Here is a 14,520-nt window from a genome sequence, read left to right on the forward strand (position 1 = left end):
GGCTATGCGCCGGTGATCTGCCTTTCCTCGTCCGTCCAGTCCACCTCGACCGGCATCTGCTCCGGCTGAAGCGGTGCGTCCTCCGACACCAATTGGCCGTCCAGCGCGCGCAGCAGTGCCGCGACCAGCGCGGGCTTGCGCAACGGTTTTGCCAGGAAGTCGGACATGCCCGCCTCGCGGCAGATCTTGACGTCTTCGGCGAAGGCGTTGGCGGTCAGCGCGACGATCGGCAGGGCTTCGAAGCGCCCGCCCTGTGCGCGGATCGCACGCGTCGCAGCAAGGCCGTCCATCTCGGGCATGCGCACGTCCATCAGCACGACATCATAATTGCTCTCGGCAACCGTCTCGACGGCCTCGACGCCGTCGGCCACGACGCGCAGCTCGACGTCGAAGGCGCCGAGCATCTTGCTGACGACCATGCGGTTGACGGCATCGTCCTCCGCGACCAGCACCTTCAACGGCCGGTCGAGTTCGGCGATACGCGCCTTCAGATCGTCGGCTTCGTCGCGGTCTGAATTGTGGTCGGATGCCTGCGCCTGGCTCCAGGGCAGCACCAGCGTGAAGCGGAAGGTCGAGCCCTCACCCGGCGTCGAGGTGACGCCGATGGTGCCGCCCATCTGCTCGATGATGCGCCGGGAGATCGCCAGGCCCAGCCCGGTGCCGCCGAAGCGGCGGCTGATCGAGGCATCGGCCTGCGCAAAGTCAGAGAAGAGCTGGCCGAGCTTTTCGGGGGCGATGCCGATGCCGCTGTCGGTCACGCTCCATTCGACAGTGGCGAGCAGATCGCGGCGCGCCTGACAGACTGCTGCGATCGTGACTTCGCCTTGGTCGGTGAATTTCACCGCGTTGGAAGCGAGGTTGAGCAGCACCTGCCTGATGCGTGCGACGTCGCCGCGCAACGTCGGCGGCAGGTTCGGATCAAGCTCGATCTTGACCGCGAGCCCCTTGCTCTTGGCGCTCGCGCGCACGACGGTGGCGACTGTCTCGACCAGCGCTTGCGGCGCGAAGTCGATCGCCTCGAACGCGAAGCGTCCGGCCTCGAGCTTGGAGAGATCGAGGATGTCGTTGAGGATGCGCTGGAGATTATCGCCGGATTCGCGGATCGACGTGACGGCCTCGTGCTGCTCCGGATCGAGCTCCGTCTCCAGCAACATGCTGGCGAGCCCGAGCACACCATTCATGGGCGTGCGGATCTCATGGCTCATCACCGCCAGGAAATCCGATTTGGCGCGGCTCTCGGCCTCGGCCTTTTCCGCGCGCCAGCGCTCGGTCACGTCGCGGCCGAAGCCGCGATAGCCGAGGAATTGGCCGTCGCGGTCGTGGGCTGGATTCGCAGTAAGCGACCACAGCCGCGCCTCGCCGCCGGCAACGACCTTGAGGTTCATCTCGTGCAGCGGTTCGGCGTGCTCCATCAGCCCGACGACGTTGTAGGCCGCGCTTTTGTCCTCGGGGCACAGCATGTCGAGCACGTCGGCGAAATGCGAGCCCTTCAGCAGCTGCAGCGGCAGCTGCGCGACGGCGGCGAAGCGCTCGGGCACGTCGACCAGATGCCCTTCGGCATCGGTCTGCCACAGCCAGTCGCTGGCGTTCTCCTGAAAATCCTTCAGCAGCAGCGAGATGATCTCGGTCTGGCGCTCGAGCTCGAGCTGGGCCTTGAGATTGCCGAGGAACAGATTGCCTTGCGAGACGATGTTGCGCGCCATGAAGAACGCGAACAGCAGCAGGAACACCGCGGTCGCGAGGTAAGGCCCGGTGCCGCACAACAGCAGTGCGCCGGCGCAGGCGATCGTTGTCGTCGCGAGATAGACGAGGCCGGCGCGCGGGAAGGTCGAGAGCGTGAAGGCGCCGCCGGACATCATGCCGACCATCAGGCAGGCCAGGATGAGCTGGCTGGTCGGCTCGATGCGGCTGAACAGGGCGAGCGGCAGCGTGCCCCAGATCGCGGCCAGGAAAAATGCCTGCCGCAGCATCTGCCGCGCGGCGCGCGCGGTAGCCTCTTGCGGTGGGTTCCGATGCGAACGCCGCCACGCGCGCACCGCGAGCGAGGCGGTGGCGGCGAGGGTCATGCCCCAGATTGCGAGGAAATCGTTCCAGCCCCGGCCCCAGAACAGGACCAGCACGACCGCGACATTGAGCATGGTGACGGCCATCGTCATCGGGATCAGCCGGGTCACCGCGTCGATCTGCTTGGCGCGGATGCGGCGCAGCTCGCGCTCGCTGAGATCGGCGGTCAGGCCGTCCTCGATCTCGAAGCCGCCGAGCCAGTACAGGAACGCGCCGATCAGGCCGTCGCGCGGCTCGGTTCGCTTCATGGATTTGTCCGGCCATCCCATTCGAAAAACCTTTTCAGTATCAATGGCCCAGGGCCGGCTTAAGCCGGGTTAATTTTGTGGGAGATTTTGCGGGCGCCTTGACGGGCGCGTTTGCAGTTTGTTCTAACCATGGCCCCTGCCCGGAGCCCGCCGACATGCCCATCAGAATTGCCACCTGGAACGTGAACTCGGTCCGGCAGAGGATCGATCTCCTCCTGACCTGGCTGAAGGAGTGCCAGCCGGACATCGTCTGCCTCCAGGAGATCAAATGCGTCGACGAGGCCTTCCCGCGGCTGGAGATCGAGGCGCTCGGCTACAACGTGGTCACCCATGGGCAGAAGACGTTTAACGGTGTCGCCCTGCTCTCGAAGCTCCGGTTCGACGAGACCAAGTCGGGGCTGACCGGCGACGACGAGGATGCGCACGCTCGCTTCCTCGAAGGCGTGGTCACTCTGAAGCGTGGGGTGCTGCGCGTCGCCTGCCTCTATCTGCCCAATGGCAATCCGGTCGGGACCGAGAAATATCCCTACAAGCTCAAATGGATGTCGCGGCTTCTTGAGTATTCGAAGGAGCGCCTCAAGTCCGAGGAGCCACTGGTCCTCGCAGGCGACTTCAACGTCATCCCGCATGCCCGCGACGTCCATAACCCCGCCGCCTGGACCGAGGACGCCCTGTTCAAGCCTGAGACGCGGGAGAGTTTTCAGTCCCTGCTCGGCCTCGGCCTGACCGATGCGCTGCGGGCGGTTACTGACGAGCCCGGGCTCTACACCTTCTGGGACTACCAGGCCGGCGCCTGGCAGAAGAACCATGGCCTGCGGATCGACCATCTGCTGCTGTCGCCACAGGCCAGCGACCGGCTCGCCAATGTCGGCATCGACAGCTATGTGCGCAGCTGGGAGAAGCCGTCGGACCACGTGCCGGTGTGGGCGGATCTGGATCTCGAGGCGGCGTGAGGCCGCCTCAACCAATCACTCCCGGCGGCCCTGCACCCACTGCTCCAGCATTTGCAGGCACATGGCGCGGTCGTCGTCGGACGATTTTGCGAAGGCGCGGTTGTAGTTTTCCTTGATCCAGGTCTCGTCGCTACCTGCGCTGTCACGCGCCAGCGTCAGCCACATCAGGCCCCGCGCGGCCTGCCGCGGCAGGCGGTCGCCGTTGAACAGCATCTGACCGAGCAGCGCCTGGGCCTCGTGCTGGCCCTTCTGCGCGGCGAGCCCAAGCCAGCGCGCGCCGTAGCGGAAATCCTCGCGCGAGGCGTCCGGTGTCTTCAGGTACAGGCGGGCGAGGTCGTATTGCGCATCCGCGTTGCCGAAATAGGACGCGGCATAGGAGAACATCTCCCGCGCGCGCTCCTGGTCCGGCTTGACCTTCGAATTCGGGATGCCGCTCAGATAATAGCGACCGAGCGCGACAAAGGCGTTGGCGACGATCTGCGCCTGCGGCGCCGAGGGGCTGTCCTCGGCATGTGCGTTGGCGATGCGGCTGAAATACTCGAACGCGCGCACATCGTCCTGAGCAACGCCGTCGCCATTGGCGTACATGCGGCCGAGCCTCCACTGCGCGATGGGGTGGCCACCCTCGGCGGCATATTGCAGGGCGCTGAGCGAGCTTTCCTGGGTCGCGACCGCCGGCGGCACATTGCGCACCTTGCCCGCTGCGCCCGGCAAGGTCGTCACCACCGGGATGGTCGCATCCTTCGGGCTGACGGGCGCGCCGTCGAAGGCGAGCGCCGGCGCGCCTAGCGCGGTAGCCCCAAACACAAACGCAACTATGATACGCCTAGATGTCCGCATAGCACTGTTTCTCGTGCGCGCCGCCCGGATGGGTCACTGCCCCCCCGACCGCCGGTCCAACCTGCTGAGCATATTTCCAGAGCGCGCCCGTCGTGTGGTTAGTCGCGCGAGCGCTCCATTTGGTCTTGCGCTGTGCAAGCTCCTGGTCGCTCAATTTTACGTCAAGTGTCCCGGCGACCGCATCGATCTCGATGATGTCGCCGTCCTCGAGCAGCCCGATCGGGCCGCCGATGGCGGCTTCAGGCCCGACATGGCCGATGCAGAAGCCGCGGGTGGCGCCGGAAAAGCGGCCGTCGGTGATGAGCGCGATCTTGCCGCCCATGCCCTGGCCGGTCAGCGCCGCGGTGGTCTGGAGCATTTCCCGCATGCCGGGACCGCCCTTCGGCCCCTCGTAGCGGATCACGATGACTTCGCCTTCGCGGTAGGTACGCTTCTGGACGGCCTCGAAAGCATCCTCCTCACGGTCGAAGCACCTGGCCGGACCGGTAAACCTGAGGTTGGACATTCCCGCGACTTTCACGATCGCACCTTCTGGCGCCAAATTGCCCTTCAGACCGACCACACCGCCGGTGACGGTGATGGGCTTGTCTGCCGGGTGCACCACGTCCTGGTGCGGATTCCATTTAACGCTTTTGAGATTTTCGGCGATCGTTCGACCGGTAACCGTAATGCAGTCACCGTGGAGAAATCCGTTGTCGAGCAGCGTCTTCATCAGAAGCGGTATGCCACCTACTTCAAACATGTCTTTGGCGACATAACGGCCGCCCGGCTTCAAATCAGCGACATATGGTGTCTTTTTGAAGATTTCAGCGACGTCGAACAGGTCAAACTTGATGCCGCACTCGTGCGCGATCGCCGGCAGGTGCAATGCAGCATTGGTCGAGCCACCGGACGCGGCGACCACGGCGGCCGCATTCTCCAGTGCCTTGCGGGTGACGATATCGCGCGGCCGGATGTTTTGAGCGATCAAGGCCATGATCTGCTCGCCCGCGGTCATGCAGAAGGCGTCGCGAATTTCATACGGTGCCGGAGCACCAGCCGAGTACGGCAGCGCCAGGCCGATCGCCTCGGAGACGGTCGCCATCGTGTTGGCGGTGAACTGCGCGCCGCAGGCACCCGCCGAGGGGCACGCCACGCGCTCGATCTCGTCGAGATCCTCGTCCGACATCGCTCCGACCGAGTGCTTGCCGACGGCTTCGAACATGTCCTGCACGGTGACCTGCTGGCCCCGGAAATTGCCGGGCAGGATCGAGCCGCCGTAGATGAAGATCGAGGGCACGTTGAGGCGGACCATCGCCATCATCATGCCCGGCAACGACTTGTCGCACCCGGCGAGGCCAACGAGAGCGTCATAGGCGTGGCCGCGGATCGTCAGCTCGACGGAATCGGCGATGCATTCGCGGGACGGCAGCGAGGAGCGCATGCCGTCATGGCCCATGGCGATGCCGTCGGTCACGGTAATGGTACAGAACTCGCGCGGCGTGCCGCCGGCGGATACGACGCCCTTCTTCACCGCCTGCGCCTGGCGCATCAGGGAGATGTTGCAGGGCGCGGCCTCGTTCCAGCACGAGGCGACGCCGACGAACGGCTGGTGGATCTGCTCGGTGGTGAGACCCATGGCGTAGAGGTAGGAGCGATGGGGCGCGCGCGCAGGGCCTTCCGTCACGTGACGGCTCGGCAGCCTCTGCTTGATGTCGGTCTTTGCGTCCATCGCAAACCAGTTTCCCCGGCCAACCCTTTCAGACCCGAAAAATCAGAGCCAAGATTTGAATCGACCTTGGGATTTCCCGTCGCCTTTCAGGACCACCGCTGCCGCTAAAACATTAGAGTGATTTTATTCAAGTTCAGGTGTGGCCAAAAAGCGGCGTTGATGCGAACGGACAGAGATGAGGGTTATATCCGGGATGAGTGTTGCATGGACGGCACAATCGTGGCCCGAAGGACACGGGAAAGCCTACAGTGATACCCTCGCTGGAAAGGCGGTCCACAACCTCAGATTTTGCGGCGGGTGACGCGCGCGGCTCACCTCGGCAGATGACGGCGCGCAGCTAGGGTGAGTCGGCGCCGAGTGTCCCGGACGCGCTGCAACGCGCAGCGTTGCTGCGCAGAGCCGGGACCCAGAAGGCGACACGTTACAATGCGGCGACATGGGCCCCGGCTCTGCAGCGCACCGCAAGGGCGTTGCGCAGCGTCCGGGGCATGAGAGCGAATTGTGGCGCACGCTCTCTCAAGTCGTCATTGCGAATATGAGGCGGCAGCGCCACTCTCCAGCTGCATTTTTGATTGCAGACACACCTTCGCATCCTCGCGGCGGATTTCACCCGAGCTTTGCTTGATCTCTCCACCCTCTTGTCCAGGAGGGCGCAGGGAAGGCCGGGTGCCGGCTGGCACCCGCGGTCCGCTGCGCGAAAGGTAGCGCAAGGAAACCGCACAGCAGCATACAGGTGTAGCCAAATCACTCGGCCTTCCCTGCGCAGTGGCTTTACGGCTTATGCCGTGCTCTCCCGGGAGCCGAGTTCCTTTTGGCCTCCCTCGTCTTCACGAAAGTCGCGGACACCGCGCCGGTTGACGCGAATGTCGCCTCCGCAAAGGCTTGACCGTAGCAACGACGGCCAGGACCACACGGTTTTGCCGTACGCACGGCTCGCTTGTCGCCACCGGTTTCGACGACGTTGTGCACGTTGCCGCCGACCTGATGACGAGACGAACCTGACAGCGCCGCTCGTCGACACGAAGCCTCGGGCTCACGGAGAGCAATCCGCCCCGCCCGCACTTTCGCGCCCGACGCTGTCGCGTCCACCGCACGCCCGGCTCGCGAAACGTGACGACACAAGATCGCCCCTCTTGGGTGAGCCGGGATGGGCGACACATACGCCAATTCCGAATTTCGGTAAAGTGGAATATTTTGGATGCGCCGGCTTGACAGAGGGGCGAAACAGCAAGGTCCGATGGGACGCAAGCGTGATCCGGCAAGTGCCCGACGACGGGCGAGCGGCCCCGGATTGCGCTTTCGCTCCATCGGGCTACGAGACCCCGCCGAGCAGCTCAGCGCGCACCCTTGAGGGTGCAAGAGGTGCTGCAAGTGACCGTGTTGCCGTGGTCGCACGCCTTGCAGGCGGCAACGCACTGGTTCATGTCGCGGGAATTGTAGGAGGTGTAGTTCCGCATCGCGCAGACCGGGGTCGAGCCGGTGATGTCCTGCTCCTGATTGCAGGCAGCCGTCATGAGCGCAAGGATCATCACCGCAAGGAGCCGCATGGGATCGCCCTGTGAGACACGACAAAACAATGTTTACAAGGCGCGCTGCATCGCAGCGTGCCCCGGCATTCCCACAGCGGAGAAGCACAGCAAGCGTCCCCGCATCGACATGTAGGATGCGCGCCAAGTGTTAAGAACGGATTGCAGCCGGCGTCAGGCCGCAGCCTTGGTCGCGATCGCCTGACGCATATCCAACGCCAGCTGGCGATACTGCTCCGAAAGCTTCAGATAAAATTCCCGCTTGGTGCGGTCCGTGGCGAGCTTGGCGATCAACTCGCATTCCGCGGTGAGCGTCTCGAACCGCTCCAGCCTGTCCTCAAGTTCTGTCATCGGCGTATCCCCATCAAACGCCTCAAGGACATCAAACCTAGGCCCGGGAAATAGGTCACGGCGAACATCGTTATCGAGTAGAAACAATTTTTCCCGCGGCCGGCTATTTCTGCTGCAGCCGCCAGGCGCCGTTCCAGCCTTCGTCCGGCGGATTAACCTCGAACTGCGCCAGGCGGGCGAGCAGTGCGCGCGCGGGGCCATCGCCGGGGACGGCTTCGAGCGCCGCGTTGAAGGCGGCACGCGCCTCGTCGAAGCGCCGGGCGCGATAGGCGGCGAGGCCTTCGGCGTAGTGCGAACGCAGGCTCTCATGCGCGGCAGTGAGCGCGCCTGCGCGGCCCATCACCTCGAAGACCGATTGCGGCGCGCTCTGGCCGGCGACTGCAAGACGATCGACCTCGCGCAGCTCGAGATGCGAGCCGATCGCATCCGCCGTCGCCTGCGAGATCAGGATGCGGGTGCCATAGGTCTTGTTGACGGCCTCCAGGCGCGAGGCGAGGTTCACGGCATCGCCCATCACGGTGAAGCTCATCATCAGCTCGGAGCCGATGCTGCCGGTCAGGACTTCGCCGGTGGCGATGCCGATCCGCAAATCGCACAGCGCCGGCATGGCGCGGATACCCAGCAGATCCGGCAATTGCTTCTGCAGCGCGGGCACCTGGTCGGCCATGTCGATGGCGGCAAGGCCGGCGAGCAGCGCCGGCTCGTCCTCCTCGATGAAGGGCGGGCCCCAATAGGCCATGATGGCGTCGCCGATATATTTGTCGATGATGCCGCGGTTGCTCCTGATCGGGCCGGACATCAGCGTGAAATAGTGGTTCATCACCTTGACCAGGCCGCGCGGGGTCATGCCCTCGCTCATCGAGGTGAAGCCGCTCATGTCGCAGAACATGATGGTCATGACCCGGCGCTGGCCGTCGATGGCGACTTCCGGCCGGTCGATCAGGCCCTGCACCACCTTGGGATCGATGTAGCGGCCAAAGGTCTCGCGAATGCGCTCGTTGTGCCGCAACTGCTCGATCATGCGGTTGAAGGCGGCGGCGAGCTCGCCGATCTCGTCCTGGGTCGAGACAGTGATGGTCTTGTCGAACCGGCCCGCCTCGACCTCGCGGGTGCCAGCCAGCAACAGCCGCACCGGACGCGTGATGCCGCTACTGACCAGCAGCGCAAAAGCGAATCCGACGATCGCCGCGAGCAAGGTCACGATGCCCGAAATGATCATCGCCTGACGCTGACGACCGATCACCTGCGATGTGCTGGCAAATACCTGCTTCAGCATGTCGGCGCGGATCGCATCGATCTGCTGATTGAACTGATCGCGCAACAGATCGAGATGTTCCAGCGTGCCGCGCGCTTCCGTCATCTGTTTGCCATCGACCTGCTTAAGGAGTTTTGCGTGGTCCTCGTTCAGGTCACGGCGCAGCTCGGCGACGGCGGTCTCGATGCGGGTCTCGATCCGCGCCAGCGCGGCATTGTCGGAGGCCGTTCTGGGATCGTCGATAATCGCGTTGATGAGCTTGCGCGCGCTTTCGGCCTCCTCCTCGATCCTACGGTCGGTTTCCTCGAACTCGCGAAGGCGCGCCGCATAGGCCTCTTCGTCCGACGGCGACTGCATCTTGGTCATGACCATGCGCCGCAATGCAAGTGCCCGTTCCAGCGAGCGGATGTTGGCGCGTGCCAGATGGCCATAGGCCGGGATGTAGCGATCGGTCAGCTCGTTGAGCAGGACACCGACCTGGCCCGACATCACCATCGACAGGATCGAGGTGACCAGCATCAGGACGATCAATCCGAGGGCGATGCCGACGATCTTGCGCCGGATCGACTGGTTGAAAAGTGGCATGGGTACGGAGCAAAGGCTGAAAGGATGGCTTGAGGGAACTCAGTACACCGGATTTGACGGGGGAACACGCGCAATCTGGCCATTCGCGCCGCCGTGAGCTGTGCGCAACCCTCACGCGAACCCCGAGAAGGTTAAAAAAGCGGCCTTTTCCGGCGTTTCGGAAGTTCCCGCGTTCCCGATCCGTATTTTGCCGCATTGTTGAACGAGCGTGAGGAATGCGAAACGATGTGGTGGCATCGTTTTGGTGTCGTCCTTGATTCTCAAGCCGCATGTCGTCGCGGACCTTGGTTTGTAGTGGTTTCGCGGGGGGACCATCGAATGAACCAGTGCCTACGCTCGCTCGCGTGTGTCGTTGCCGTGGCCGCTTTGGCCTTCATTCCTAATGAGCTGGCAGCGAAGAGCAGTCACAAATCGTCCGCGCCGAAGAAGACGCATGAGGCGAAAGCCGGCAAGCAGCGCCATGCCTCCGCCGGCAAAGCGCGGCACGGCAAGCATGCCGAGGCCAAGCGCAAGTCCAAGAAGTCCGACGACGAGCCCTCGGACAAGCAGGCAGCCCCGCCGCTGACCGGCGATCTCGCCGCGTTGAAGGACGCCATCGACCTCGCGCGAAAGGGCAAGACGGACGATGCGAGCGCGGCGCGCGACCGCATCATTGACCCCGCCGGACAGAAACTCGCCGACTGGTTCATGCTGCGCCATTCCGAGAGCACCGCGAATTTCAAGCGCTACGCCGCCTTCCTGGCCGCCAATCCGGACTGGCCGAGCAGCGCCCTGCTCCGCCGCCGTGCCGAGGCCCGGCTGTGGCAGGAGAAGGCCGACGCGGCGACGGTGCACAAATTCACGATGGACCGGCCGACCAGCGCCAAGGGCAAGTTCGCGCTAGCCCGCGTGCTGGTGACGGAGGGCGACAGCGACAGGGCCGCACGTCTGGTGCGCGAGGCCTGGCGCACGGATGAATTGACCGAGCGCAGCGAAGAGGATTCCTACGAAGCGTTCCGCGATCTCCTGACCGCTGAGGACCATCGCGCCCGCATGGACAAGCGCCTCGGCGCCAAGGACTACGCAGGGGCGCGGCGCGCCGCCAAGCGGCTCGGCGAGGATGCGCTCGCGATCGTCAAGGCCTGCGCCGCCGTCACCGGCAAGGTCACCAAGGCCAAGGACTATCTCGAGGACGTTCCGGCCGAGGCGCGCCGCGATCTCGGCTATGTGCTGTGCCGCGCGCAATGGCATCTCCAGAACGACCGCATCGACGACGCCGCCGAGGTGATCCTGGCCGCCGCGCCCGATACGATGGCGGCTCAGGACACCGACGCCTGGTGGCGCGAGCGCCGCCTGCTTGCGCGAAAGCTGCTCGACCAGGGCAAGTTCAAAACCGCCTATGACGTGGTGCGCTCGGCGGCGGTGCCCGCGATGGAAGTCTATCGCGTCGACTATCACTTCATGTGCGGCTGGATCGCGCTGCGCTATCTCGACGATCCCAGGGCGGCGATGATGCATTTCGCCGCGATCGACGAAGGTTCGGCCAATCCGATCGCGCTGTCGCGGGCCAACTATTGGCGCGGCCGCGCCGCCGAGGCGATGAACGCAACGGCCGATGCGCGCCTGAGCTATCAGACGGCGGCGCGCTATCCGACCGCCTATTACGGACAGCTCGCCCGCGCCAAGCTCGGCCTTGACCGGATCGAGCTGCGCGCGCCCTCGCCCGTGCTGGCCGCGGCTGATACACCGCCCACGGACGAACGCGTGCGCGCCGCCGACATGCTCTACGGCGTCAATGAGCGCGACATGGTGTATTACTACGCTGAGGATTTTGCCAAGGAGAGCAACGACGTCGTGGCGCTCGAAGCGCTCGGCGAGCTCGCCGGCCGGCGCAACGACGCGCGGGTCATGCTGGAGGTCGGCAAATCAGCGCTGGCGCGCGGGCTTGCGCTCGACCACTACGCCTTCCCCACCATCGGCATTCCCGAGCACAAGCAGGTGGCGCCTGCGATCGAGACCAGCGTGATCTATTCGGTGGCGCGCACCGAAAGCTCGTTCGACCAGCGCGACAAGTCGGCGGCCAACGCAGTCGGGCTGATGCAGGTGACGCCGGAAGCCGGCCGCGATACCGCCAAGCGGTTCGGCGTGACCTATGACTGGGACAAGATGGTCTCCGACCCCGTCTACAACACGCAGATGGGCGCGGCCGAGCTCAGCGCACTTCTCTCGGAATACCGCGGCAACCAGATCATGACCTTCGCCGGCTACAATGCCGGCCGTGGCCGCGTGCGCGAATGGGTGCAGGCGCGCGGTGATCCCAGGGACCCCAAGGTCGATCCGGTCGACTGGGTCGAGCGCATCCCGCTGTCGGAGACGCGCAACTACGTCCAGCGCGTGATCGAAAACGTGCTGGTCTATCGCGCACGGTTCGAGGGCAGCGGCATGGTCGCCGGCAAGAGCGATCAGCGCGTGGTGACGAAGGATGCGGCGGCCGTGGCGACGCCGGTGGGATTTACGGGAACGGAGTGAATCCGTTTGCATCCGCTCTATCCCCTCATCCTGAGGAGCCTGCGAAGCAGGCGTCTCGAAGGGTGAAGGCCCCGCCGCGGCCCCGCGGCCATCCTTCGAGACGGCCGCTTTGCGGCCTCCTCAGGATGAGGTCGGAGGGTGTGGCGCACACGCGCCGCGCCGCCTCAATCCACCTTGATGTTCGCGGCCTTGATGATCGGCCACCATTTCGCGATCTCGGCCTTCTGACGCGCGCCAAGCGCTTCGGGCGTGAGCTGATCCTGCGGCGTCATTTCCAGGCCCTGACTTTCCAGCTGCTTCTTCACGGCGGGATCGTTCAGCGCTTCCACGGCTGCGGCATTGAGCTTGGTGACGATCGCCTTCGGCGTACCCTTCGGCACCCACAGGCCGGACCACAGCGTCATGCTAAAACCCTTCAGCCCGGCCTCCGCCGTGGTCGGGATGTCGGGTGCCGACGACAGGCGCTTGTCGTCGGTGATGGCGTAGGCGCGAATGGTGCCGGCGCGGACCTGGTTGATGGAGTTGGAGGTCTGGTCGACGATGACGTCGATCTGGCCGGCGATGAGATCGTTCAGGGCGGGCGCGGTGCCGCGATACGGCACGTATTGCAGCTTGATACCGGAGACGCTCTCGAAATAGACTCCGGCGATGTGGCTGCCGGACCCCGCGCCGGCCGTGCCCGCGGTTGCCGGCGACGGCCGCGACTTCAGCCATTCAATCAGCTCTTTCAGCGAGGTCGCGGGGACCGCGTTCTTGCTGACGACGATCATCGGGTTGCTCGGCAGCAGCACCACGGGTTCGAGGTCAGTGACGAGATCGTAGTTGAGCTTGTAGACGGCGCCGTTGGCAACGTGGGTGCCGAGATGGCCGAAGGAGATCGTGTAGCCGTCCGGCGGCGATTGCACGGCGCGGCCGACGCCGATCGACCCGCCGGCGCCGGTGACGTTCTCGATCACCAGGGCCTGGCCGAGCGACGTCCGCATCCGCTCGGCAAGCACGCGCGCCATGGCATCCGACGGCCCGCCGGCGGCGAAGGGAACGATGATGGTGATGGGACGTGAAGGATAATCGTCGGCGCGCGCGGCGCCTGCAACAGCGAGAATAGCAACCAGCGCAGCCCAAGTGGCCTTCATTGTGTTCTCCCAGCGATGACATTGTTATTTTTGTCTCTTCCCGCGTACGGGAAGAGGGCTCGTTCGCAAAGAGACGAAATGACGCGCTAGAACTGCGAATAGTCGATCGGCTTGTGGCGATCGAGCGTGCGGTCGACCTTTGGCAGCGGGTATTTCAGGCCGGTAGCGCAGTTGAACAGCATCACGCGGTCGGTCTTGCTGACACGGCCGTCGGCGAGGCTCTCCTTGTACGCGGCGTAGGTCGCGGCGCCTTCGGGGCACAATAGCAGCCCCTCCTCGCGCGCGACCTCGTTCAGCGCCGACGAGATCTTGTCGTCGTCGACCGCGATCGCAAAGCCTTTGCTCGCGCGCACCGCGCGCAGGATCAGGAAGTCGCCGATCGCCTGCGGCACGCGGATGCCGGAAGCGATGGTGTGAGCATCCTCCCAGCGCGTCGCATGCTCGGTACCGGCCTCGTAGGCGCGCACCATCGGCGCGCAGCCCGACGCCTGCACCGCGACCATGCGCGGGCGCTTGCTACCGATGAAGCCGATCTTCTCGAGCTCGTCGAACGCCTTCCACATGCCGATCAGGCCGGTGCCGCCGCCGGTCGGGTAGAAGATCACGTCGGGCACGTCCCAGCCGAGCTGCTCGGCGAGCTCGAGGCCCATCGTCTTCTTGCCTTCGATGCGGTACGGCTCCTTCAAGGTCGAGGTGTCGAACCAGCCGACTTTCGCCTTGCCCTCGCCGACGATCTTGCCGCAATCGTCGATATAGCCGTTGACGCGGTAGACGGTCGCGCCCTGAAGCTCGATCTCGCTGACATTCACCTCCGGCGTATCGGCCGGGCAGAAGATCGTGGTCTTGATGCCGCAGGAGGTCGCATAGGCCGCGAGCGCCGCGCCGGCATTGCCGTTGGTCGGCATCGCCATGTGCTTGATGCCCAGCGCCTTGCCCATCGACACTGCCATGACGAGCCCGCGCGCCTTGAACGAGCCGGTCGGCAGCCGCCCCTCGTCCTTGACGATGATCTCGCCGCCGCCGAGCTTGGCGCCGAGCTTGGGCAGCCGGATCAGCGGCGTCGTGACCTCGCCGAGCGAGACGATGTCCTTGCATTTGCGCACCGGCAGCAGCTCGCGGTAGCGCCACATGTCGGCGGGGCGTTGGGCGAGCGCGTCCTTGGTCAGCGCCTTCTTCACGCCCGCGAGGTCGTAACGCACGAGCAGCGGCTTGCCGGCCTTGGAGAGATTGTGGACCTGATCGGCGGCGTAATGATCGCCTTCCATCGCGCATTCGAGATGGGTGACGAAGCTCGGGCGCTCGATGGTGAGGTTGTCGTTGTCCTGCATGGGCTGGTTTCCTTCTTA

10 protein-coding genes are annotated in these 14,520 nt (G+C 64.8%); 2 read left to right on the forward strand and 8 right to left on the reverse strand.

Going from position 1 to position 14,520, the window contains the following annotated elements:
- Window positions 1-2: 2 nt before the first annotated feature.
- Window positions 3-2,333 carry a hybrid sensor histidine kinase/response regulator gene (locus tag ABIB00_RS27380; RefSeq protein ID WP_354106505.1) on the reverse strand — a complete coding sequence of 777 codons (2,331 nt, stop codon included), beginning with the start codon at window positions 2,331-2,333 and terminating at the stop codon, window positions 3-5.
- 134 nt (window positions 2,334-2,467) lie between these two features.
- Here ABIB00_RS27380 and xth point away from each other — a divergent pair, with 134 nt between their 5' ends.
- A complete protein-coding gene (xth, locus tag ABIB00_RS27385; protein ID WP_354047949.1) occupies window positions 2,468-3,265 on the forward strand; it encodes an exodeoxyribonuclease III in 798 nt (265 codons plus the stop codon).
- Between the two features lie 15 nt (window positions 3,266-3,280).
- Here the strand turns inward: xth and ABIB00_RS27390 are convergent, their stop codons facing one another.
- The 5 genes from ABIB00_RS27390 to ABIB00_RS27410 form a co-directional block, all read right to left on the reverse strand.
- Complete coding sequence (locus ABIB00_RS27390) at window positions 3,281-4,105, reverse strand: tetratricopeptide repeat protein (protein WP_247349174.1); 825 nt, start codon at window positions 4,103-4,105, stop codon at window positions 3,281-3,283.
- On the reverse strand, window positions 4,092-5,816 hold the full coding sequence (gene ilvD / locus ABIB00_RS27395) for a dihydroxy-acid dehydratase (RefSeq protein WP_354047951.1): 1,725 nt from the start codon (window positions 5,814-5,816) through the stop codon (window positions 4,092-4,094). The genes ABIB00_RS27390 and ilvD overlap by 14 nt, the downstream gene beginning before the upstream one ends.
- A gap of 1,334 nt (window positions 5,817-7,150) precedes the next feature.
- Window positions 7,151-7,363 (reverse strand): hypothetical protein, encoded by a 213-nt coding sequence (locus ABIB00_RS27400; protein WP_247349178.1) that lies wholly within the window; start codon window positions 7,361-7,363, stop codon window positions 7,151-7,153.
- A gap of 153 nt (window positions 7,364-7,516) precedes the next feature.
- Entirely contained in the window at window positions 7,517-7,693 is a 177-nt protein-coding gene (locus tag ABIB00_RS27405; protein WP_247349180.1) for a hypothetical protein, read from the reverse strand.
- A gap of 103 nt (window positions 7,694-7,796) precedes the next feature.
- Window positions 7,797-9,533 (reverse strand): adenylate/guanylate cyclase domain-containing protein, encoded by a 1,737-nt coding sequence (locus tag ABIB00_RS27410; protein WP_354047957.1) that lies wholly within the window; start codon window positions 9,531-9,533, stop codon window positions 7,797-7,799.
- Between the two features lie 318 nt (window positions 9,534-9,851).
- Here ABIB00_RS27410 and ABIB00_RS27415 point away from each other — a divergent pair, with 318 nt between their 5' ends.
- Window positions 9,852-12,041, forward strand: a complete 2,190-nt coding sequence (locus ABIB00_RS27415) for a lytic transglycosylase domain-containing protein (protein ID WP_354106506.1) — start codon at window positions 9,852-9,854, stop codon at window positions 12,039-12,041.
- A gap of 164 nt (window positions 12,042-12,205) precedes the next feature.
- Here the strand turns inward: ABIB00_RS27415 and ABIB00_RS27420 are convergent, their stop codons facing one another.
- Both ABIB00_RS27420 and ABIB00_RS27425 read right to left on the reverse strand, forming a co-directional pair.
- Entirely contained in the window at window positions 12,206-13,174 is a 969-nt protein-coding gene (locus ABIB00_RS27420) for a tripartite tricarboxylate transporter substrate binding protein BugD (RefSeq protein WP_354047960.1), read from the reverse strand.
- A gap of 86 nt (window positions 13,175-13,260) precedes the next feature.
- Window positions 13,261-14,502, reverse strand: coding sequence for a threonine synthase (locus ABIB00_RS27425; protein ID WP_354047962.1), 1,242 nt, complete (start codon window positions 14,500-14,502; stop codon window positions 13,261-13,263).
- Between the last annotated feature and the right edge of the window lie 18 nt (window positions 14,503-14,520).

This window comes from Bradyrhizobium sp. LB14.3 (assembly GCF_040547985.1).
GTDB lineage: Bacteria > Pseudomonadota > Alphaproteobacteria > Rhizobiales > Xanthobacteraceae > Bradyrhizobium.

Excerpts from the sequence above, each read along its gene's own strand:
- ABIB00_RS27400 (WP_247349178.1), bottom strand. The coding sequence starts at position 7,363 with ATGCGGCTCCTTGCGGTGATGATCCTTGCGCTCATGACGGCTGCCTGC.
- ABIB00_RS27410 (WP_354047957.1), bottom strand. The coding sequence starts at position 9,533 with ATGCCACTTTTCAACCAGTCGATCCGGCGCAAGATCGTCGGCATCGCC.
- ilvD (WP_354047951.1), bottom strand. The coding sequence starts at position 5,816 with ATGGACGCAAAGACCGACATCAAGCAGAGGCTGCCGAGCCGTCACGTG.
- ABIB00_RS27390 (WP_247349174.1), bottom strand. The coding sequence starts at position 4,105 with ATGCGGACATCTAGGCGTATCATAGTTGCGTTTGTGTTTGGGGCTACC.
- xth (WP_354047949.1), top strand. The coding sequence starts at position 2,468 with ATGCCCATCAGAATTGCCACCTGGAACGTGAACTCGGTCCGGCAGAGG.
- ABIB00_RS27425 (WP_354047962.1), bottom strand. The coding sequence starts at position 14,502 with ATGCAGGACAACGACAACCTCACCATCGAGCGCCCGAGCTTCGTCACC.
- ABIB00_RS27405 (WP_247349180.1), bottom strand. The coding sequence starts at position 7,693 with ATGACAGAACTTGAGGACAGGCTGGAGCGGTTCGAGACGCTCACCGCG.
- ABIB00_RS27380 (WP_354106505.1), bottom strand. The coding sequence starts at position 2,333 with ATGGGATGGCCGGACAAATCCATGAAGCGAACCGAGCCGCGCGACGGC.
- ABIB00_RS27415 (WP_354106506.1), top strand. The coding sequence starts at position 9,852 with ATGAACCAGTGCCTACGCTCGCTCGCGTGTGTCGTTGCCGTGGCCGCT.
- ABIB00_RS27420 (WP_354047960.1), bottom strand. The coding sequence starts at position 13,174 with ATGAAGGCCACTTGGGCTGCGCTGGTTGCTATTCTCGCTGTTGCAGGC.